Source organism: Chryseobacterium sp. R2ACT005 (assembly GCF_049949215.1).
GTDB lineage: Bacteria > Bacteroidota > Bacteroidia > Flavobacteriales > Weeksellaceae > Chryseobacterium.
Window position 1 is genome coordinate 3363952 of the sequence record NZ_CP188192.1, and the last position, 21399, is coordinate 3385350.

20 protein-coding genes are annotated in these 21399 nt (G+C 36.5%); 12 read left to right on the plus strand and 8 right to left on the minus strand.

Features of this window, described 5'->3' with window-relative positions; all coding sequences use genetic code 11:
• The first annotated feature begins 98 nt into the window (after positions 1-98).
• The gene (locus ACPF63_RS15350; protein WP_047377160.1) at positions 99-479 is read left to right on the plus strand and encodes an STAS/SEC14 domain-containing protein; all 381 of its coding nucleotides are present in this window, start codon (positions 99-101) and stop codon (positions 477-479) included.
• Positions 480-552: 73 nt separating this feature from the next.
• Here ACPF63_RS15350 and ACPF63_RS15355 read toward each other — a convergent pair whose 3' ends face one another.
• A complete protein-coding gene (locus ACPF63_RS15355; protein WP_426480504.1) occupies positions 553-1755 on the minus strand; it encodes an MFS transporter in 1203 nt (400 codons plus the stop codon).
• Positions 1756-1937: 182 nt separating this feature from the next.
• Here ACPF63_RS15355 and ACPF63_RS15360 point away from each other — a divergent pair, with 182 nt between their 5' ends.
• On the plus strand, positions 1938-2837 hold the full coding sequence (locus ACPF63_RS15360) for an AraC family transcriptional regulator (RefSeq protein WP_426480505.1): 900 nt from the start codon (positions 1938-1940) through the stop codon (positions 2835-2837).
• A gap of 306 nt (positions 2838-3143) precedes the next feature.
• Here ACPF63_RS15360 and lipA read toward each other — a convergent pair whose 3' ends face one another.
• A complete protein-coding gene (gene lipA, locus ACPF63_RS15365) occupies positions 3144-4010 on the minus strand; it encodes a lipoyl synthase (RefSeq protein WP_002981042.1) in 867 nt (288 codons plus the stop codon).
• 114 nt (positions 4011-4124) lie between these two features.
• On the opposite strand from lipA, the gene ACPF63_RS15370 reads away from it, so the two are divergent.
• On the plus strand, positions 4125-4757 hold the full coding sequence (locus tag ACPF63_RS15370) for a hypothetical protein (RefSeq protein WP_426480506.1): 633 nt from the start codon (positions 4125-4127) through the stop codon (positions 4755-4757).
• A gap of 100 nt (positions 4758-4857) precedes the next feature.
• Here ACPF63_RS15370 and ACPF63_RS15375 read toward each other — a convergent pair whose 3' ends face one another.
• Entirely contained in the window at positions 4858-5418 is a 561-nt protein-coding gene (locus ACPF63_RS15375) for an RNA polymerase sigma factor (protein WP_047420407.1), read from the minus strand.
• A gap of 187 nt (positions 5419-5605) precedes the next feature.
• On the opposite strand from ACPF63_RS15375, the gene tyrS reads away from it, so the two are divergent.
• Positions 5606-6901 (plus strand): tyrosine--tRNA ligase, encoded by a 1296-nt coding sequence (tyrS, locus tag ACPF63_RS15380; protein WP_426480507.1) that lies wholly within the window; start codon positions 5606-5608, stop codon positions 6899-6901.
• Between the two features lie 77 nt (positions 6902-6978).
• Here the strand turns inward: tyrS and ACPF63_RS15385 are convergent, their stop codons facing one another.
• A complete protein-coding gene (locus tag ACPF63_RS15385) occupies positions 6979-7398 on the minus strand; it encodes a hypothetical protein (protein ID WP_426480508.1) in 420 nt (139 codons plus the stop codon).
• Positions 7399-7597: 199 nt separating this feature from the next.
• Here ACPF63_RS15385 and ACPF63_RS15390 point away from each other — a divergent pair, with 199 nt between their 5' ends.
• Together ACPF63_RS15390 and ACPF63_RS15395 are read left to right on the plus strand one after the other, a co-directional pair.
• On the plus strand, positions 7598-9571 hold the full coding sequence (locus ACPF63_RS15390; protein ID WP_426480509.1) for a tetratricopeptide repeat-containing sensor histidine kinase: 1974 nt from the start codon (positions 7598-7600) through the stop codon (positions 9569-9571).
• Positions 9561-10199 (plus strand): response regulator transcription factor, encoded by a 639-nt coding sequence (locus ACPF63_RS15395; RefSeq protein WP_077415637.1) that lies wholly within the window; start codon positions 9561-9563, stop codon positions 10197-10199. Before ACPF63_RS15390 ends, ACPF63_RS15395 begins: the two co-directional genes overlap by 11 nt.
• 47 nt (positions 10200-10246) lie before the next feature.
• Here the strand turns inward: ACPF63_RS15395 and ACPF63_RS15400 are convergent, their stop codons facing one another.
• A complete protein-coding gene (locus ACPF63_RS15400; protein WP_264518604.1) occupies positions 10247-10678 on the minus strand; it encodes a hypothetical protein in 432 nt (143 codons plus the stop codon).
• Between the two features lie 246 nt (positions 10679-10924).
• Between ACPF63_RS15400 and ACPF63_RS15405 the strand changes: the two genes are divergently transcribed.
• The 3 genes from ACPF63_RS15405 to ACPF63_RS15415 all read left to right on the plus strand — a co-directional run bounded on the left by ACPF63_RS15405 (position 10925) and on the right by ACPF63_RS15415 (position 13535).
• Positions 10925-11563 (plus strand): alpha/beta hydrolase, encoded by a 639-nt coding sequence (locus ACPF63_RS15405; protein ID WP_426480510.1) that lies wholly within the window; start codon positions 10925-10927, stop codon positions 11561-11563.
• Between the two features lie 120 nt (positions 11564-11683).
• A complete protein-coding gene (locus ACPF63_RS15410; protein ID WP_426480511.1) occupies positions 11684-13003 on the plus strand; it encodes a PDZ domain-containing protein in 1320 nt (439 codons plus the stop codon).
• Between the two features lie 4 nt (positions 13004-13007).
• Complete coding sequence (locus ACPF63_RS15415) at positions 13008-13535, plus strand: hypothetical protein (protein ID WP_180565320.1); 528 nt, start codon at positions 13008-13010, stop codon at positions 13533-13535.
• On the opposite strand, the gene ACPF63_RS15420 is transcribed toward ACPF63_RS15415, so the two are convergent.
• The 3 genes from ACPF63_RS15420 to ACPF63_RS15430 all read right to left on the minus strand — a co-directional run bounded on the left by ACPF63_RS15420 (position 13528) and on the right by ACPF63_RS15430 (position 15892).
• Positions 13528-14571: a L,D-transpeptidase gene (locus ACPF63_RS15420; RefSeq protein WP_175627221.1), complete on the minus strand. Its 1044-nt coding sequence runs from the start codon at positions 14569-14571 to the stop codon at positions 13528-13530. The two genes, ACPF63_RS15415 and ACPF63_RS15420, sit on opposite strands and share 8 nt — an antisense overlap.
• 184 nt (positions 14572-14755) lie before the next feature.
• The gene (locus ACPF63_RS15425) at positions 14756-15595 is read right to left on the minus strand and encodes an XAC2610-related protein (RefSeq protein WP_426480512.1); all 840 of its coding nucleotides are present in this window, start codon (positions 15593-15595) and stop codon (positions 14756-14758) included.
• Between the two features lie 9 nt (positions 15596-15604).
• Positions 15605-15892 carry a hypothetical protein gene (locus ACPF63_RS15430; RefSeq protein WP_426480513.1) on the minus strand — a complete coding sequence of 96 codons (288 nt, stop codon included), beginning with the start codon at positions 15890-15892 and terminating at the stop codon, positions 15605-15607.
• A 249-nt stretch (positions 15893-16141) separates the two neighbouring features.
• Between ACPF63_RS15430 and ACPF63_RS15435 the strand changes: the two genes are divergently transcribed.
• From ACPF63_RS15435 to ACPF63_RS15445, 3 genes are all read left to right on the plus strand, one after another.
• A complete protein-coding gene (locus ACPF63_RS15435; protein ID WP_426480514.1) occupies positions 16142-17191 on the plus strand; it encodes a helix-turn-helix domain-containing protein in 1050 nt (349 codons plus the stop codon).
• 135 nt (positions 17192-17326) lie between these two features.
• Positions 17327-20173: a TonB-dependent receptor gene (locus ACPF63_RS15440; protein ID WP_426480515.1), complete on the plus strand. Its 2847-nt coding sequence runs from the start codon at positions 17327-17329 to the stop codon at positions 20171-20173.
• Between the two features lie 21 nt (positions 20174-20194).
• Positions 20195-21376 (plus strand): phosphatidylinositol-specific phospholipase C domain-containing protein, encoded by a 1182-nt coding sequence (locus tag ACPF63_RS15445; RefSeq protein ID WP_426480516.1) that lies wholly within the window; start codon positions 20195-20197, stop codon positions 21374-21376.
• The last annotated feature ends 23 nt before the right edge of the window (positions 21377-21399 follow it).

A 21399-nucleotide genomic window follows, 5' to 3' on the forward strand; every position in this document is an offset into this window, starting at 1 on the left:
AAAGTAACAATATTTATACCTTTTTTAACAATTTTTCATCAAATTATGGTGTAATTATTGTTGTTCTTTAAAACTCAAACCACCATAAAATATTTATTATGATAACAATTATTCCAGAAGCCCCGGAAAATGTTGCAGCATTTAATGCAACGGGAGAAGTAACGAAAGAGGATTTTGAAAGACTGGTAATTCCGCGCGTAAAAGAGAAGGTAGAGCAATTCGGTGAGTTGAATTACTTATTGTATTTGGATACCGATCTGGATAATTTTACCATGGGAGCATGGCTTGAAGATCTGTTGTTAGGATTGAAAAATCTTACCAACTGGAATCGGTCGGCCATTGTGACTGACAAAGAAGGGATACGTGATTTTACCAGTATTTTCAGTGTTCTGATGCCGGGAGAGTTTAAATCTTTTCCCAAAGAAAATTTATACAATGCCCTCTATTGGTGCAAAAATGGAGATGAGGTAGAGGCATAAAACTCATTTTATACAAAAGAGCCTGTTTCTGATTGAAACAGGCTCTTTTTTTATTTCATAAGAAAGAATAATCTTATTTATCACAAGATACACATTCTGCGGCAACTTCCTCTTCATTTTGAGCCTTTGAACCGTACAGATACATATACCTTACACTTATAATCACCCCAATAAAAGTCATTCCTACTCCTACCAGTGATGGATAGTTGAATGAATAACCGTATTCCAGAGGAATTCCCCCAAAAAAAGCTCCCATTGCATTGGCAATATTAAAACCTGCCTGCATAAAAGCAGCGGCCATCATTTCGCTTTTTGGAGCAGCTTTCATCATCATAATATTGATAGGCGATGCAATAGACATCGATAAAGCGCCACACATAAAGGTCAGTATAAGAGCGATATTCTGATGCTCAGCAAGGAAAAATACTCCACCCAGAGAAATCATCATCAGGAAGATCAGAAGGGCACATGTTTTTTCAGGTCCCAATTTATCTGAAACGATCCCTCCTACCAGGTTTCCAACTACCATTCCGGCTCCGGCAAGAACCATGACATAGGCCATTTGGCTGCTTTTGATTCCTGCAACAACAGTCATTAAAGGTGTAATATAACTTAACCATGTGAAAAGACCTCCAAATCCAATCGCTGTAATGGCAAGGACCAGCCAGGATTGTTTATTTTTAAGGAATTTCAGCTCTTCCATAAAATGTGTATTTTGATTGGATTCCATTGCAGGAAGCCACAGTTTCAAAAATAATATGGCAAAAAGACCAATAACTGCTACAATAGCAAAGTACAGTCTCCAATGGAATGTATGTCCGATGTAGGTGACCAGAGGAACCATGGCCAGGTTGGCGACCGTGAGCCCCGTAAACATCATCGATATATAAAATGCTTCTTTCCCTTTTCCTGCCATTCTTGAAGCGACTACCGTTCCTACTCCGAAGAATGCTCCATGAGGAAGTCCAGACAGAAAACGGATAACCAGCATACTGTTATATCCTGGAGCAATTGCAGAAAGTCCATTAAATAGGGTAAAAAGGATCATAAAAGCGATTAAAACTTTCTTAGGGGAAAATTTCACCGAGTACCCGATCAGAATCGGAGCTCCGATGACCACTCCCATAGCATAAGCAGAAATTAAATGTCCGGCCTGCGGGATCGTAATCTGTAATGTTTTTGCAATATCCGGCAACAGCCCCATTACGGTAAACTCTGTAGTTCCTATCCCCAAACCACCGATGGCCAGGGGGATTATTCTTTTATCAATCTTCATTGTATCTAAATCTTTTTTCTGAATTATTTTCTTTCAAATTAAAAATACCTGAGCGTCTTCATTTTGAAAGTGCAAAAATCGAAAGAAAGTTTGAATTTCACACCTCTTCGAATGATAAAAATTTGCTCCATATTAACCTTTTTATTTAATTTTATATTCAGAAACAATCAAATAAGAACAAAATGAAAATCCAGAAAGAAATTATTGAATTTGAAAAAGGGAAATCTTTCAAACTATTTGCCCCTTCCCTGAAAAACTGTTTTTTCTGGCATTATCATCCGGAAATCGAATTGGTCTATGTAGAAGCCGTGAACGGAATCCGGCATGTAGGAAGAGATATTTCGGCCTTTACAGACAGTGATCTTTTATTGATTGGATCTAATGTTCCCCATCTTAATTTTGATTATGGTATTCAGACTGAATGCCAACAACTTGTGCTGCAGATGCGGGAAAACTTCCTTCAGGATATTATTCTTCCTGTTCCTGAATTTGAGAATATCAAAATTCTTTTAGAACGCTCATATCTTGGATTATCATTTTCCGGAGAAACAAAAAATACAGTGGTTGAAAAACTGCAGATCATTAAAGATAAAAACTCCTTTGAATCCCTGGTAGGATTAATTGAAATTCTACAGATCCTCGCTGATTCAACAGAAGTAAAGGAACTCAACAAGGAAGATACCAGAATCAAGTGGTTTCTGAATGATAAAATCCGAATGGGAACCATTTACGATTATATCCACGAAAATTACGACAAGAAACCTAATGTCAATGAAATTGCAAAAATTGTAAGTCTAAGCACGCCTGCGTTCTGCCGTTATTTTAAAAAGCAGACCAATATGACCTTTACCGATTTTGTTAATAACTATAGAATCAATCAGGCTAAAATATTCCTGTTGAAAGATTATTCTGTGACTGAAGTTTGCTTTCAGGTAGGTTTTGAAAGTCTTTCTTACTTTAATAAACTATTCAAACAGCATACAGGCGAAACACCTTCCGAATTTAAAAAGAAACATTTTAAACCGATTGAAATCAATGGCCGGATTGGAGTAATTACAAAGGAAACGGCTTGTAATAAGTAGGATCAATTTGCAGGGTGTACAAAAAATATTCACAGCTTTAGGTTTCGGCTAAAGCCGGATGATTTTTAATTCTATAATAAGCGGACTAAAGTCCGCTGCTATTGATATTTAATGAAACTTTACATTTTTAACCACCCCGTCAAAAATTCTTTGAATTTTCACCACCCCTCCGGAGGAAGGGAATTATGAAAATCGTTATTACAAATGGAAGCCCTTTCACTCCCTAATCCCTAATCCCTAATCCCTACAATCTAATCTCTGCTACCTAAAAAAACAAAAACCGTTCATTGCTGAACGGTTTATATTTTAATGAATATGTTTTTCTGCGTGGTAAGAGCTTCTTACAAGAGGAGAGCTTTCAACGTGTCTGAAACCTAAGCTTCTTGCAAAATCTCCGAACTCATCAAATTCTTCAGGAGTAATGAATTTTTTTACAGGAAGATGCTTTTTAGTCGGTTGCAGATACTGTCCAAGAGTAATAACATCTACATTCGCATTTCTGATATCCTCTATCGTTTGGAAAACCTCATCTTTAGTTTCACCTAATCCAAGCATAACTCCTGTTTTGGTTCTTCTTTGTCCTGCTTCTTTCAGATATCTTAATACTTCAAGGCTTCTTTCATATTTTGCCTGGATTCTCACTTCTCTGGTCAGACGTTTTACCGTTTCCATGTTATGAGAGATTACTTCCGGAGCTACTTCTACCAGCCTGTCAAGATGTTTTGTAATACCCTGGAAATCAGGAATCAGAGTTTCCATCGTTGTTCCCGGAGAGATTCTTCTTACAGCATTCACTGTTTCTCCCCAAAGAATAGATCCCATATCTTTCAGATCATCGCGGTCTACAGAAGTAAGAACGGCATGTTTGATCTTCATTAATTTGATAGATCTTGCTACTTTTTCAGGTTCATCCCAATTTACATCAAGCGGTTTTCCTGTTTTTACGCCACAGAATCCACAGCTTCTCGTACAGATATTTCCTAAAATCATGAAAGTTGCTGTACCTTCACCCCAACATTCTCCCATGTTCGGGCAGCTTCCGCTTTGGCAAATGGTATTTAATTTATATTTATCAACCAAAGTTCTCAGCTCTCTGTAATTCTTTCCGGTAGGAAGTTTTACGCGGATCCATTTTGGTTTTTGAACGGTAGTGTCTTGAACTGAATTTTCCATTTCTAAAATTGAAGTTCAAAGTTAAGGATTTTTTAATGGAAACCATCAACCAGAGATATTGATGAAACTGATAATTCAAAATTTCATTGTACATTTAAGTTTTCAAAATTCCTTATGAGAAAAATAGTCTTTATTTTATGTATGGCAGCCGGAACATTCTGTCTTGCTCAAAAACAATTTCAGCCAGCAGGTTCTACTCTTCTTGAAACAGTAGACGGAGATCTTGATGGTGATAAAATTCCTGAAAAAGTAATTATTTACAATACAAAGGATACAACTGATATGGGAAACATCCGCGAAATTCAGATCCTGAAGAAAGTTGGAGGAGCATGGACTGTCCTGGAAAAATCGAGAAACGCTGTTATGGAAAGCAATGGTGGAGGTATGATGGGTGATCCTTATAGAGAAACTAAAATAGAAAAAGGAATTCTGGTTATTTCTCAAAATGGCGGAAGCAGCTGGAAGTGGGATGTCACAGATAAATATAGATTTCAAAACGGGCATTTTGAATTAATAGGAACATCCTCCACTTCAGGAAGGCCGGGAGATTACTGGAAAGATGTAGATTTCAACCTTTCAACGGGGCAGCTAAACTATTCAAAAGAAGTTGAAAATGTAGCTGAATATGGTAAATCCTTAAAGGAAACTTATATTAAAAAAGGACTCAAGATCAATCTTCAAAACAGAAATCAGGAAAAACAACAAAAAATAATTCTTCCTAAAACAAAAGAAGAAGTTTATTTTTAAACTAAATTATAAGATTTATATTTTGGCTAAAGCCGATTTTGAAATTTTTTTTTTCAGTAAACGGGCTAAAGCCCGCTTCTATTGAATAGTATTATTGAACTTAATTATCATCAAACTCATTATTCTTCAAGAGCTCAGCTAAGACTTTTTTAGCACGCATTACCCGTACTTTGGTATTGGCAACGGAAATCCCCAGCTCTTCAGCAATTTCTTTGATGCTTTTTTCTTCAAAAAACCTCAACTTGATAATATCCTGATAGTTGGCATCCAGGGATTCTATGGTTTTGATGATTTTCTTCTGTTCTTCTTCAGAAATCAGAAGTTCTTCCGGAGATTTTGCATATTGGTTTTTAACCTCATCAAGATTTTCGACAGCATCTTCATTCTCACGGTTCTTTTTCCTCCAGAAATCGATAACGGTATTCTGGGCAATGGTCAATATCCAGGTTTTAAACTGAAAATGAGGATCAAACATATCCAGTTTCGACAATACTTTTGAAAAAACATTTACGGTAATTTCATCGGCATCGTTTTCATCCCTTACCTTTTTCATTACAAAAGAGAAAACATCCACCCAAAAAACATTGATGAGTTTAGTTTGGGCCTTCTGGTCTTTATCCTTGGCCTTTTGTATGAGCAGGAATAGCTGTTCGTCGTTCATTACTAACAAATATAGCGTATTTGGGGCATAATTGCAAAAGGGAAAACAGTGAATCTACCTTTGCTTCCAAAGTTACCACCAAAGCATTTTCAGGTTTTTATTAATTTGCTTATTTGCTGTTTCTCCTTTTTTCTCTTCCTTCTGAATTTACTATCTTTGCTTCTTAAAATTTTAAAGTTAACAATCAATGAATTCCTTTATAGAAGAACTGAAATGGCGTGGTCTATTTGCCGATATGATGCCAGGAACCGATGAACAACTGAATAAAGAGGTAACTACTGCATATATTGGTTTTGATCCTACTGCCGATTCTTTACATATCGGAAGTCTTATCCAGATAAAAATTTTAGCTCACTTCCAGCAGCATGGCCACAAACCGATTGCTTTGGTAGGAGGCGCTACAGGTATGATTGGTGACCCTTCCGGGAAATCGGCTGAAAGAAATCTTCTGGATGAAGAAACTCTTTTACACTACGTTGATTGTTTAAAGAACCAGCTTTCAAAATTCTTAAATTTTGATGGAAATGGACCCAATAAAGCTGAATTGGTGAACAACTATGACTGGATGAAGAATATTTCTTTCCTTGATTTTGCTAAAAATGTAGGGAAAAACATCACAGTCAACTATATGATGGCTAAAGATTCTGTAAAGAAAAGACTTTCAGGAGATGCAGGTGTTGACGGAATGAGTTTTACAGAATTTACCTACCAGTTAATTCAGGGATATGATTTCCTTCACCTATACCAAAACAACAATGTAAAGCTACAGATGGGAGGTTCTGACCAGTGGGGGAATATCACTACAGGAACAGAATTGATCCGTAGAAAAGCTCAGGGTGAAGCTTTTGCATTAACGGTTCCTTTGATTACAAAAGCTGATGGCTCTAAATTCGGAAAATCTGAAAGCGGAGAAAACTATTGGCTGGATAAAAAGAAAACGTCTCCTTATAAATTTTACCAGTTCTGGCTGAATGCTACTGATGATGATGCTGAAAGATTTATCAAATTCTACACTTTCCTTGGAAAAGAAGAAATTGAAGCTTTGATTGAAGAGCATAAAACAGCGCCACACGAAAGAAAACTACAAAAGAAACTTGCTGAAGAGGTAACAGTTTGGGTACATGGAAGAGAAGAATATGAAAAAGCACTGAAAGCTTCTGAAATTCTTTTCGGGCGTTCTACTGCTGAAGATCTGGTAAGTCTTGATGAGGAAATATTCCTTGAAGTTTTTGATGGAGTTCCTCAGAAAGAAATTGCAAAAACTGATGTTTTAGGAGTGAATATTATCGATCTTCTTTCTGAAAAATCAGGATTCCTAAAATCTAAAAGTGAAGCTCAAAGAGAAATTAAAGGAAATGCGATCTCTGTCAACAAGCAAAAAGTGAATGACACTTTTACAGCCAATGAAGCCGATCTTATTGACGGTAAATTCCTATTGCTCCAAAAAGGTAAGAAAAGCTACTTTATTGTTAAGGTAGGCTAATCTTAAATACCATATAAAAATAAAAACAGGCGCTGAGATGAATCTCAGCGCCTGTTTTATGTCCTAAAAATTTGATATTAAAATGTATAGCTTGTAGAAGCTGATAAATACTGTCCGCTGGAAGTTCCTTCTTTCTTCAGTTCTCCGTCTACCCAGATCTGAACCTTCAAAGTAGCAGAACCGTCTGCCCCGATAGCGTTTACGGCAACATTGGCACTGTATGCTCCTGATTCTGATGTTACTTCAGGGCTGCTCCATGTTGATCCGCTCAGACTTGATGCTGTAGTAGGGTTACCGTCAATTCCGTACACCGCTACATCAATATTACTTCCTGATGAAGTGATTGCTTTAAAAACCACTTTATGACTTTTCCCTGCTCCATTCACATTGTTGTCATCATCATCATTACTGCATGAAGCTGTAAATCCAATAAGCATTACTGCTATTACTGCAACAAATGCGCCTCTTAACAGCTGATTCATTCTCATTTTTTTCATAATCTTTTTGTTTAAATTTTAGTTACTATATTAAATATTCTATGATTCATGATTTGATATCTGCAAAGCTATGAGCATCACTTATGTCTATCAATCCTGAAAAATCAGTAATTTTTTCTACCTAAATTCAGGTATTTTTTATGCTAAAATTTTTAATTAAATTGAGCGTTTAAAAAAATATTTTCAGAATTGATCCATAATGAAGAGATTACTTGTCCTATTAAGCCTATTCTTATTTTTTAAATTGCAATCCCAGCAAATTATTCCACTTAATGAGAAATCTTATATAGACAGCTTACAAAGCATTACACAGGGAAATCTTCCGAATACGTCAAAAGCAACTGCATTTTTTCTTTTATCTAATTATTATAGAAATAGTGATTCTGTTTTGAGTAAAAAACATCTTGAAAATGGGAAGATACAGGCCCGAAACAATCCTTTCTTTTCAGCTAAATATTATTATTACGAGGGACAATATAACCTTGACAGAAACAAAAGGAAAGCAGGTCTTTCTTATCAGCAGGCTATCAAATCTTTATCTAAATTTAAAAATGAAGAATCCGATTTTTTCCAGGCACTGGCCTGGTACAGCTATGGAGTTACCCAAAAAGATAAAGAGGGATATATTCCTTTAGTCAAAATCATGCTTGAAAAAAGTATTCCTCTGGTTGAAAAATATGAAAACAGCAGGAATTTAGGTTTTTTATACACTCAGCTTGCGGTGATCCTTACATATAATGCACAGTTTAAAAAGGCGGAAGATTACAATAATAAAGCATTGAAAATTCTTGAGAAACAATATCCGCAGTCTGCTGAATTATTTTTCACGTACCTCAACTCTGCCAACAATTTCTGCTATCAGGCCAATGGAGATGAAGCTGAAAAGTTCTTACATAAAGCAGAACAACTCATCCGTCCTTATCCGGAGTCTTCATCTAATGCATTCTATTATTACAGTAAAACACTTTTCTATATTACGCGGCAAAAAAATGAAGAAGCACTCCCGGTGATAGAAAAAGGGATTTTTTATGCAAAAAAATTCAATCAGAATCTTCTGGCTCAGATGTTTTATTTCAACAAGTATGATATTTTAAAGAAACTTAAAAGATATAAGGAAGCTAAGATTACTTTAGAGGATGTTTTAACGGAAAAGTCCTTAGCTATTGATCTTAACAACAGAAAAACTTTTTATAAGCAACTTTCTTTACTCAATGAGGAAACAGGAAATACCAAAGAAGCACTTCTATGGGAACAAAAATATTCTAAACTTAATGACAGCCTGAATACCGAGAATGTAAAGCTTGAAATCAACAAACTCGAATCCAAGTTCAATACCGCTGAAAAGGAAAGAAAAATAGCGACTTTAAATGCTGAAAAAAATCAAAAGGATCTGGAGGTAAGCAAGAAGAACTCTTATTTATGGGGAATGGGTCTTGTTTTATTGCTGGCATTAAGTCTTCTGGGCTTTCTTTTTATCATTTTCAGAAAAAATAAAAAAATAAACAAGCAGAAAATAGAAGACATTAAACAAAAGGAAGAATTATCCCTTACCAAAGCTATTCTTGATGGGGAAGAAAGAGAAAGAGAGCGTATTGCAAGAGATCTTCATGATGGTTTGGGCGGAATGCTTGCGGGGGTTAAAATCAATTTTTCTACATGGTCTTCCACTCATCTTCACCCTGAAAAGGATCAGGAATTTTATAAAATCTTAAGCCAGCTGGACAACTCCGTGAGTGAGCTCCGGCATGTAGCCAGAAATTTAATGCCTGAATCATTGCTTAATTTTGGTTTGGAAACAGCCATACATGATTTGTGTGAATTTTACAGCAGAAAAAACCTCGAAATTGATTTTCAGGCTATAGATATTAGTAAAAAACTGCCTTTAAATATTCAGCTTAATATTTACAGAATTGTACAGGAATTATTGGCCAATGCCATAAAACATGCAGAAGCCAGCAGCATCTTACTTCAATGCTCACAATCCGGCGAAAATTTTATGATCACGATTGAAGACAACGGAAAAGGTTTTGATAAAAATATAGAAAACACCACCAAAAGTATGGGACTTCGTAACCTGAAAAACAGGGTCAATTACCTGAAAGGAACAATGGAAATACATTCTGATGATCAGGGAACTACCATTAATATAGAACTCAACATCCATGGAGAATGAGAAAATAAATATCATCATCGCAGACGACCATCCTATTGTCATTGAAGGCCTTAGAATGATGCTAAACAGCCAGCCCGTTTTTAACGTAGCAGGAAGTTTTACGACTGGTGCAGAAACCATCAATTTTATCCAATCAGAAATGGTAGATATTATTCTCCTTGATATTACGCTACCTGATAGCAACGGCACGGAACTCTGCAGAGAAATAAAGAAAATATCCCCGAATACCTCAGTGATTATGTTCAGTAACCGCTCTGAGCGGAGTATCATCATGCAGTCTATACAAAACGGGGCGAGTGGTTATCTTCTCAAGAATACTTCTATTGATGAACTCGTCATATGCATCAAAGGGGCTCTTTCCGGAGACATTGTTTTCTGCAATGAGACAAAACAGATTATCAGCCGTCCATCTCAGCATGATCTTCCAATGCCGCGGCTTACCAAAAGAGAAAAACAAATCCTGCAGATGGTAGCACAGGGGAAAACAAGTAATATGATTGCCGAAGAGCTGTTCTTAAGTCCGCTTACTGTAGACACCCACCGTAAGAATCTGCTTCAGAAATTCCATGCAAAGAACTCAACAGAATTGATCAATCTTGCAGTACAGCAACAATTGATTGAAAAATAAAAAAACCGCTCTTAGAGCGGTTTTTTGTATATAAATACTGTATTATTTTATGGTTCTAAGAAACTGTAATCGATAGAAGCAACTAATACTCCTTTTCCTTTTTTCTTAACAGTTCTTGCAACTTCTCCATCTATATAAAGATTGATCGTTAACTCAGAATTATCATCCGGCATTGACGCGTTAGCATCAAGATTCAACTGTGCCTGGCTGGAGTTCACAAAGAATTCCCCACTTGTCCATGGTGAAGTTACCGGTGACTGTGGAGTATTGTATATCGTGTTCTGAGCTGTGCCCACTTGTGTTACAACACTTATAATGTTTCCTCCTGTAGTGGTTTTCACTTCAAACTGAACCACATGATCCTTAAATTCTTCATCGTCATCTTTTTTACAAGAACTAACAACGGTAATTACAGAAAATAATAAAACGAATAAAAAAGAAAGTCTAAGTAAACTTTTTGAATTGTAAAATTGCTTCATTTCTCCAAATAGATTTTTTAATGTTTCAAATATAAGTTTTTTATTAATATAAAAATAACTTTTATGAAAATTTTCTAACAAAAATTTCTAAATAATATCAAATCAACAAAAATAAAAATCTGTCTCTAAAGCCCAAAAATACACTTCAAAGAAACAATCCTTACACATAAAGCATCATCCTGTCAAAGTTCATTGTATGAATAATAAAAGTTAAGATTCTGAATGTAATTTAATTATCTTTGCTCTATGAATTTAGATTATCTAGTAAGAGAGCCGGAAAATATTACCTCCAATACCCCTATTCTTTTTATGCTTCATGGCTACGGCAGTAATGAGCAAGATCTTTTCAGCTTCAGGGAAACACTTCCCAATGACTGGATCATTGTAAGTTTCAGAGCTCCACATGATACTCAATTTGAAGGATATTCCTGGTATGATATTAATTTCAACGATCCCGAAAATTTTATTGATGTTCCTCAGGCAAAGGAATCTTTAAATGCCGTATTGGAAAGCATGCTTAAGATCATCAACCATTATGGACTTACAGAAAGTAAAACTCATCTGTGCGGTTTCAGCCAGGGAGGAATTTTGTGCTATGCTTTGGCTTTAAAACACCCTGAATTATTCAATTATGTTGCCTGTCTAAGCAGTTATCCTGAAGATAAAATTCTGGATGGTATTGTAAAAGATAAAAAGAAACTGGAAGGACTTCGTTTTTTCATTTCACATGGTTCCGATGATGCTGTGATTCCACTTGAATGGGGACGAAAAGCGGCTGACCTTCTGTATGATCTCAGCTGTTATTTCACTTTCAGAGAATATATGAGCGGACATGGTGTCAATCAGAAGAATTATATGGATCTGATGGAATTCTTCTCCAAATAATCAAGACCCAATTTGAAATAAATTCAACAAAAAACACTACTTCATTGTAGTTTACACAAACATTCCTGCTTTTGGAATGTTTTTTTATTATCATATAGATAATTTCAGTAAATTCAGTAAATGAAATTTAAATTGCTTTTACTGGGATTATTTCTAAGCATTTTTATAAATGCCCAGAACTCTTTTGAGCTGATTAATACGAAAAAAGCGGTGATTCCTTTTCAGTTTATCAACAATCTTATTTTTATTCCTATCAATGTCAATGGTGCGGAACTTACCTTTTTGCTGGATACGGGAGTTTCAGAGACTATTCTTTTCAGTCTGGAAAATAAAGAACTGAAACTGAGTAATGTTGAAAAAGTCAAATTTTCAGGTCTTGGGGGAAGTTTAAGTATTGATGGCTTAAAATCCGAGCGTAATATAGGTAAAATAGGTGATGTCATAGTTAATACCTCTATGTCTCTATATATTATTATTGATGAAGAATTTAATATTTCACCTCACGTAGGAATTCCTGTAAATGGAGTTATTGGATATCATTTTTTTAAAGATCATCCTATTTACATTGATTATGCCTCAAAGAAAATAACAGTTTATGAAAGTGCTGATCTTCTAAACAAGAAAACCAAAAGATTTGAAGAGTTTCCAATCACAATTGAAAAAGACAAACCTTATCTATATGCCGGTGTGGAAATGACAAATGAAAAGAAGGATTCGAAACTTTTGATTGACCTTGGAAACAGTGATGCGATCTGGCTCTTCCCCACTCTTATTAAAAATTTCGTCTACAACAGGCCTAATATTGATGATTTTCTGGGCCGTGGTTTCAATGGAGATATTTATGGTAAAAGAAGCCGTATTCATAATTTTTATCTTGGAAAGTTCAAATTTGAAAAACCTCTTACCGCTATGCCTGATGAATTTTCTATCCAACACGTTAATTTAGTGGAAAGCAGAAAGGGTTCTGTGGGAAGCGAAATTATGCGAAGATTTACTGTAATTTTTGATTATCCCAACCAAAAGCTATATTTGAGAAAAAACAGATATTTTGATGATCCTTTTCATTTTAATATGAGCGGTCTGGACTTCAAACAGGACGGATTAGAATGGCAGGAAGACAGGCTAAAAATTGAAACCCAAAAATCAGCTACCGTAGTAAATGAAGTTTATAAAGATGCTTTTCAATATAAATTCAGTTTGAAACCTATATTTTCCATTGCAGGAGTAAGAAAAGATTCTCCCGCTTATGAAGCCGGTTTACAAAAAGATGACAAAATTATAAGCATCAATGGAGAACGAACATCAGATATGACTCTGGAAAAAATTGTAGAACTCATGAAATCAAATGAAGGAAGAAATATCAACATGGTTATTGAAAGGAAAAATCAAAAACTGACGTTGAGTTTCGCTTTGGAGGATCCCATTCCATATCAAGAATAAAAATATGAATACTGAAGAAAGCACCTTAGACAGAATAAGAACCCGGCCAAGATTTAAAATGTTTACTCATCTCACCAAGGAAGAGTACGCTGAAAATCTGAAAAAGTATATGGAAGAGCATAAAGATGAGTTTTCAGGTAATATCAATAGAGAAGTTGCTACCATCTGGATAAAAACAAAATATGACAACTACTGGAAACCCTGCCTTGCACTAAGGGTAGAAATGGAAGATGAGCATACGGCAATACGCGGAGTATTTGGTCCCAGCTCTGCGGTGTGGACATTCTTCATGTTCCTGTATTTTACTTTTTCTATTCTCTGGATGACTTTCTTCACTATGTATTACGTAGAGAAGCAAATAAAAAGCGCTGAATACCCTTGGGCACTGAGCGCTTCTTTTATCATGTTATTTTTTATTCTTCTTACTTATATCGCTGCAAGATTTGGGCAGCATAAAGGTAAAGATGAAATGCTTAAGCTGAGAAGGTTTGCTGAAGAATCTACTCTGCAGTTTGAAAAGAAAATTAATTAGACGGGGATTCTTCAGGCTTTTCGTTCTGAATAGGTGTGGCCATTGCTTTTGCCGTTTTGATAGAATCCGCTACTTTTTCTCTGTTGCTTTGTTCTTTCAGCATTTTCGGAACCTCCGGTTCAAGGAGCTTGGTAAGTTCTTCAACGGATATATTGTTGGCATTAGGATCTTCTAAAAGCTTTCTCCATGGTTTTCTTCCACCCCATTTATAATCTCCGAATACCATTACTGCTGTACCTTTGGCCTTAGTCGTAGCACCTCCAGGATTCAGTATCCAGGTATCTGCATAAGAATACAGCCATTGGGCATCTTTCCTCAGCAATCGAAGACATGAGTGTGAGGCAGGATATCCCGGAAGCGTATATTCATGCCATCCGATCCCTCCTATATTGTGAATATTGAAATTATAGGGAAGCTTCCATTCTGTGCTCACTGTGGAAATTGCCAGCTTCTTTTTCCAGTTCGCAAAAGTAAGCCCTCTTGTTGTCTGTGCAGCTTTTTTCCCCATACTTGTAGGTCCCCATTTCACAAGACTTCCATTGGAATATACCGCAAAAGCCTGTATAGGATAAGAGAAAATAACGAACTTTTTCACTCCGCTTAATACATCTAACTGCATTGGGAATGGTGAATACGCCATTAATGTTGTATCTATTTTCGCTGGAACTACCAGTGTATCGGCATTCCATTTACTTTTAGAGTCCAGTCTGTTTAAAGCTAAAATAGCTGTACGTTCTTCTACACTGTATTTCTTACTGTATTCAGCATAGATAGAGTCACGCATTTTTTTATCCTTTGGAAGAACAAAAGCATTATAAAAACCATTTTCCTGCATTACAGGTGGAACAGATTCTTTCTTTACTACAGGAACAGAATCTTTCTTTATAGAATCCTTTTCTACCTCCGGGGTCTCCGAAGCAGACACGGTATCTTTAAAAGTATCGCTTATTTTGTCTATTTCTTTTTTACAGGAAACAAGAAAAACTGCGCACAAACATGCATAAAGAAAGGATTTTTTCACAGATATGTTTTTCATAAATAAATCGGCCATTTAGTTTGGCTACCCAGTACAAATATCAGACCTAAAATTGAAACACAAAAGACATTATTAAAAATACCGTAAAAAAACGGAGGCTTTATCACTGTAAATGAGGAGTTATAGCGTAAAGGTTTTATAAAAATATAGATTTAAAGGTGTTTTCAAACGTTGAACAAAAACATTATTCTTCCGTCTGTTCTTTTGTGGCAATCCATTCTAAGATCCCGTTTTTAACGAAGCGGTAGACATCCTGATGCCATCTTGCTCCCCCTCTGCATCCTGTTTTTAAAAGCTTCTTATCTTTTTCTATAGTCACATCACAAAGGCAGGAGCAGCTTGAACGGGAATAAGCCGGCTCTTTAAGTTTTTCAAAACGTTTGCTTCCAGGATTGTACAGATAAATATCAAACATCCTGTAAACACCCATGCCTTCATCAGGAACAGAGAATGCGATATCATCATAGCCATCAAAGTTATAATCCTCTATAATGCTCTGTCTGACAAAAGAAGGTTTATCAGGAGCCGGAAGTTCTATAACCGTCTTTTTCCCGTCAGAATAAGTAATGGTGAGGTTATTATTATAAAAATGATTAAACGAAAGTAAAGCCCCATGCAGAAGATATTTGCCACTTCCGTCGTACTTTTTTTCATCTTCAACCATTTCCAGCGTAAACTTTCTGTTATCCTTTCCTCTTGTATAGCTAATGTTTGAAGCCTGATGTTGCATGATTTCAAACTTGTATACTCCATTTATTTTCCCTCCAACCATCTCATTCCAGACGTAATACTCGATATCCGGCTGTCCGTCACTTCTCCCGTCAGTATCAACTTTAAAGCTTTTTACTTGTAAAGGAATGATTTCTTTCTTCCCTGAGTACTGCACAAAAGCTCCTTTGCCTTGCGCTCCGTAATAAAGTGTGAGGCTGAACTCTTTCGCTTCTCCTGTAGATTTCAGGGTAAAAGGCTGCGCAAAGTACACAGCAGAGATCATGATAATACAGAATAGCAACAATTTGTTCATAGGAGTAATTTATATAATCAGATTCACCACAAACCTTACAAGCCATAAGAGTATGATCAACAGCAGTATTGAAAACTGAACTTTATTGACGTTTTTATTTCCGAATTTCCATACGAGAATCCGGTCTATAATAATCACAAGCAATATGGGAAGCAGGCTAAACAGAATATACATTCCGAATAATCCATCAGCAGCAGACACTCCTGTCATTAAAATAATAGAACCAATCAACCCGCCAATAATTGCAATGATTCCTGCAATAAAAAAGAGAGTCCAGTTTTGAAATTGTTTTTTCATGAATAATATGGTATCAGTGATGGGTTATATTAAAACGGACATTGAATCTGTAAGAATAAATTTTCTTTTTTGACATCCGAATTATGCTTACTAGCTAAAATAACAATATCCGCTCAATATACAAAACCGGAAAAATACCTGTCAGTATCTATATCTTAATTATTGTCTGTTTTTATAAGTTGATATTTAATAATTTGTTAAAGATGCCATGCCTATATTATCTATAATTTTGGTAAAATATCAGTTATCATGTTATATATCATTATGGTAGTTGTACTACAGGCACTTATCACCCTTACTCTGCTTATATTTCTCATCAAAAACAGGGAATCTGTACTGAATATGCTGCTATTGTATATCGGAGTGGTCACACTGGATATGGGATATGAATATTTCATCATTCAAAAATTCGGTTATGAATCTGTTTTGTATGAAATTCCGGGAAGCCTTCGTGTTTTTAAAGGGCTCATTTTTCTTTATATTACTACCCATTTAATTCATGCAAAATGGAGAGACAAGCTTAAATACCTGATTGTTCCGCTAACATTGGTTGTTATTCATCATGCCATTGCACTTTCTGCAAAGATGCTTGACCTTTCCTGGGCAGATCTGGCCATCACATCTTATAAATCCTACTTTGTATACTACAGTTATTATTGGATCGCCTGCCTTGTTTTATGTATTTATTTACTGACAAGATACCGCAAAAATATTACCCATCCTGTAGCCGGCAATTTCCGTTATCTGGTTGGTTACGTATTATTGGGAGTATTGATGTTCTGGGCGGTCTACCAACTGGGATGGGATACTTTGATCTATCAGAAGATCTACAGCCTTCTGTTTCTCTTTCAATTCGGGTGGATTTTGTACGTTTATATTTTAACGTACCAGCACAAACTGCAGGAACAGCAAAATATATCACATTCTTCTGCTCCCAAAGAAACCTATCAGTATAAAGATCTGTCAAAAATAGATTTTGACTCTGTGCAAAGTGCTATTATTTCTTTCTATCAGGAGAGTCATGTATATTTGGATGAGGAATTTACCTTAGACCAGCTCTCGGGTCAACTGAAAATAAACAAGGCGGATTTAAGCATCACTTTTAATAAACATCTGCATTCCAATTTTCACGAATATACTAACAGAAGCCGTATACAGCATTTTAAACAGATTCTATCAGAAGATCCTTCAGCCAGTGTTACGGATATCGCATTTCAATGTGGTTTTAAATCCAAATCTACTTTTTATAAATATTTTAAAAAGGAATTCGATTGTCTTCCTTCTCAGCTTGTTCATTAGTTACAATTATTTAACATTAGCAACTTATTGATTTACAACATAGTTCACCTCGAACTCAACAGAAAAAGTTGCATAAAATTTAAATGAACCAAAACTTTTGAGGGAGCTGACATCTTTGCACCAAACTTTATAAGGATGTCACGAGAAAGACTTTTTTTAACAAAAGCAGCATTTTTTCTTCTTGGGCCTTTGGCCTTTGCACAAACCACCGTTCACGGAACCGTAGTAGACAGTCAGGGAAACCTTCCCAATGCTTTGGTTTATATTGAAAACAGCGGACAGAAGATAACTTCTGATACCGACGGTTCTTTTGTTCTTAATAATGTTTATGACGGCAGTTATAAGCTTGTTGTGGAATATAAAGGATATGATAATGTTTATATTCCTTTCACCATTACGGATAAAAAGGAAGTAGACCTTGGCTTGATTAAATTCGGAGCTAAGTTTAAAGAAAACAACCTTCAGGAAGTTGTGGTTACCAGTGTGTATAAAGCATCACAGGCCAGAGCAATTACCATGAAGAAAAACTCCAACACAATTACGGAAGTACTGTCTGCCGATGCCATCGGGAAACTACCGGATCGTAATGCCGCAGATGCCGTACAGCGTATGCAGGGAGTATCTATTGAAAGGGATATGGGTGAAGGACGTTTTGTAGCGGTAAGAGGAACGCCTATACAATGGACTGCTTCCACTCTGAATGGCAACAGAATGCCGAGTGCCAGCGGTGACAATGCCAACCGTGGAATTCAGATGGATATCTTCCCATCGGAACTTATTCAGAATGTCCGTTTGTCTAAGGCTTTAACTCCGGATCTTGACGGGGATGCCATTGGAGGAAATGTGGATTTTATCACGAAAACCTCACCCAATAAGGAAACTTTGGCTGTAAGTATGGCTTCCGGATATGTCAACATGTCAAAATCCCCCAGTTACAACACGTCTATTGTCTATGGAAATAAAATTACTGATAAGCTGAAATTCATTACCTCAGCAGTGATCTGGGAGCGCTCTACAGCTATTGATCAGATGAGGAATATTTACAACTATGGACTGGAAGATAAAACAGCCTCTTATTCCATCAATCAGCTTCAGCTTCGTGATTATCTGGCGAACCGGAGAACGCTGGGATTCAATTTAGGCTTGGATTATGAGATAGACAGCAGGAATAAATTATATGCAAAAGCATTATACAGCCAGTACAAAGATGGTCAGTCCGTAAGGGAAACCTATTTTAATTTTGACAGTAAAAATGTCCTTCTTCAGGCTCGTCATGCAGATTATCTTACGGATCTTTATTCTATTCAGCTTGGAGGTAATCATCAAGTGGGACAGCGTATACAGGTGGATTGGTCTTTATCCAAAGCGCGTTCTGAGTTTAAGTTCGATTCGCCGGATAATCTTGAAAAAGATCAAAGAGGCTACCCTATCATCAATTTCACACAAGCTATGACCTATGGAAATCTGTCTGCTGACGGAAGAAAATATATGGCGATGGATGCTCCGGACGGTATTGGTGATACAGGAAGATATCCCCTTCCTTATAATCAGCAGGCAATAGCTGCAGATAAACTTAAATTGAATCAGATTATCCTAAGCCAGAATCATAACAGTGAAACGGATCTTAGAGGACAGGTTGATATCAAATATAAAGCAGCAGATAATTTTGAGATTAAATTCGGAACAAAATACAACAACAAGAATAAAATAGTTGACAGCTCTGTATTGGTTTGGATGCCCAAATCATCATTGGGAATTCCGGGATCTCCGGTAACCTATTTAAGCCAGCTTGAGCGTGAAGGTTTCCCATACAAAGGAGGTTTTATGAATCCATTGGGTAATCCTTACAATGCAGTAATCATTGATCAGATTACCAATGCGCAGATCGACCAGATGTACAATCCTGCCACACAAAACAGCCTGGGACTGATGCAGGTGAGCGGTAAAGACAGCAATTCGAATATTACAAGTTCCTACAGAGGTACCGAAAATGTATGGGCCGCATATCTGATGGGAACCTGGAAGATTTCAGACCAGCTTCAGGTATTGGGAGGTTTCAGGAATGAATATAATGACGTTACCTTCTGGGGCAAAAAAGTAATCTCTGATAAAGACAATAAAACGGAAGACATTAAAGACAATAAAACCTATAATGTAGTACTTCCTATGGTGAATATGAAATGGAATATCAGCAGTGACCGCATCCTGAGACTGGCCTACACCCGTTCTTTTGCAAGACCGGATTTTAATGACCTAAACCCAGGAACCATTGTCAATGATATTACCAACACCATCACTCAGGGAAATACCAAACTGGATCCTACATTTTCAAATAACTTTGATCTTATGTTTGAGAACTACTTCGGAAAACTGGATCTGATAACAGCCGGAGTATTCTATAAAGATATTACCAATCTTATTTACAAAGACCAGTCTGTGGTAGATCTCGCAGGAAGAACTTATACTTTTACAGCTCCCAAAAACCTGGAAGGAGCCAAACTGTTTGGTTTTGAATTCGGAATATCCAAACGTTTTGAAAATCTACCGGGTTTCTTGAAAAACATTGGTTTTGAAGGGAATTACACCTACATCTCTTCCAAAATGAATATGCCGGTGTACGAAAACGGCAAACAGACCGGAACAATGTCTACCACAATCCCAAATCAGGCCAAGCATATTTTCAATACTATTCTGTTCTATGAAACCAGTAAACTGATGATCCGTCTGGCTGGAAATTATAAAGGAAATTATGTAAGCGAAATCAGAGCGGCTGCAGGTGCAGATCATTATCAGTATTTTGATAAAAACTTTACGGTAGACCTTTCCACTTCTTACAGTCTTACAAAGAAGGTCCGCCTGTTTATTGAACTAAACAATATTTTTAATGAACCCAACCGATATTATATGGGTACAAAAGACCGTGTAGAAAATATTTCTTACTCAGGAATACGAGGGCAGCTGGGATTCAATTTTAATTTTTAATCAAAAGTTTTTTTAATTCATATGAAAAAGTATATGTATGGAGCTGCATTTTGTATGACAGCACTGCTGCAGGCACAGGATAACTGCCAGAATATAAGAATCAATCAACTGCAGATTGTAGGAACTCATAATTCATACGCCCAGCCGGCAGATCCTAAAGTACTGGATCTGGTAACTCCTATCATCAACGGAATGATGCAGAAATACAGCAGTATGATGTCTGAAGAGCAAAAAGCTAAATTTAAAGAGTATCACCCCTATGGAATGGACTTGAAAGAAGGACTGAATTATAATCATCCTGACTTCACGGAACAGCTCAACGCCAATCTTAGAGGCCTGGAAATAGATGTCTATTATGATCCGGAAGGCGGCAGATTCAGCCATCCTGCCACGTATGAAATATTAAAGGCAAAAGGAATAACAGATCTGGCTTCTTTTAATACAAAAGGTATGGATCAGCCTGGTTTTAAAGTATTGCATATGGCAGATATTGATTTCAGAACTCATTATCCGACTTTGAAAGATGCGCTTACCGCTCTTAAAACATGGTCTGATCAACATCCTGATCACACTCCGGTTTTTATGATGATCGAATCCAAAGATTCAGGTTTCCCGATTCTTGAAAACAGCACAAAAGTCCTTCCTTTTGATAAAAGAGCCTACGATGATCTGGATGGAGAAATTGTAAAATACCTTGGAAAAGGCAAGATCATCACTCCAAAAGAAGTTCAGGGTAAATACCCTACGCTCAGGGAAGCTGTAACCCACAATAACTGGCCTAAACTGAACGACAGCAAAGGGAAATTTATTTTTATGCTGCTTCCCGGAAGTGCGGGAACTTTATCTTCAAAGAATAACCCTTACCTCATAGACGGTTCATTAAAAGAAAGAGTCATGTTCCTAAACAGTGAGCCTGATGATTCTTTCGCAGGATTTATCCTACGGGATAATGCTATTGTAAGACAGAAAGAGATACAGAATCTGGTAAAGCAGGGCTTTATGGTCAGAACCAGATCAGATATTGAAACCTACGAAGCTAAGACCAATGATTTTATACGTTCTAAGGCAGCTTTCGCCAGTGGAGCCCAGGTAATTTCCACTGACTTTTTCCGCCCGGGAAATACGTATGGAACACCTTATTTTGTACAGCCGCCACAAGGGAAAGATTATCTTAACAACCCTTTAAATTCTTCATGTAAATAAACAGTAAGCCGGTTCACTCAGAG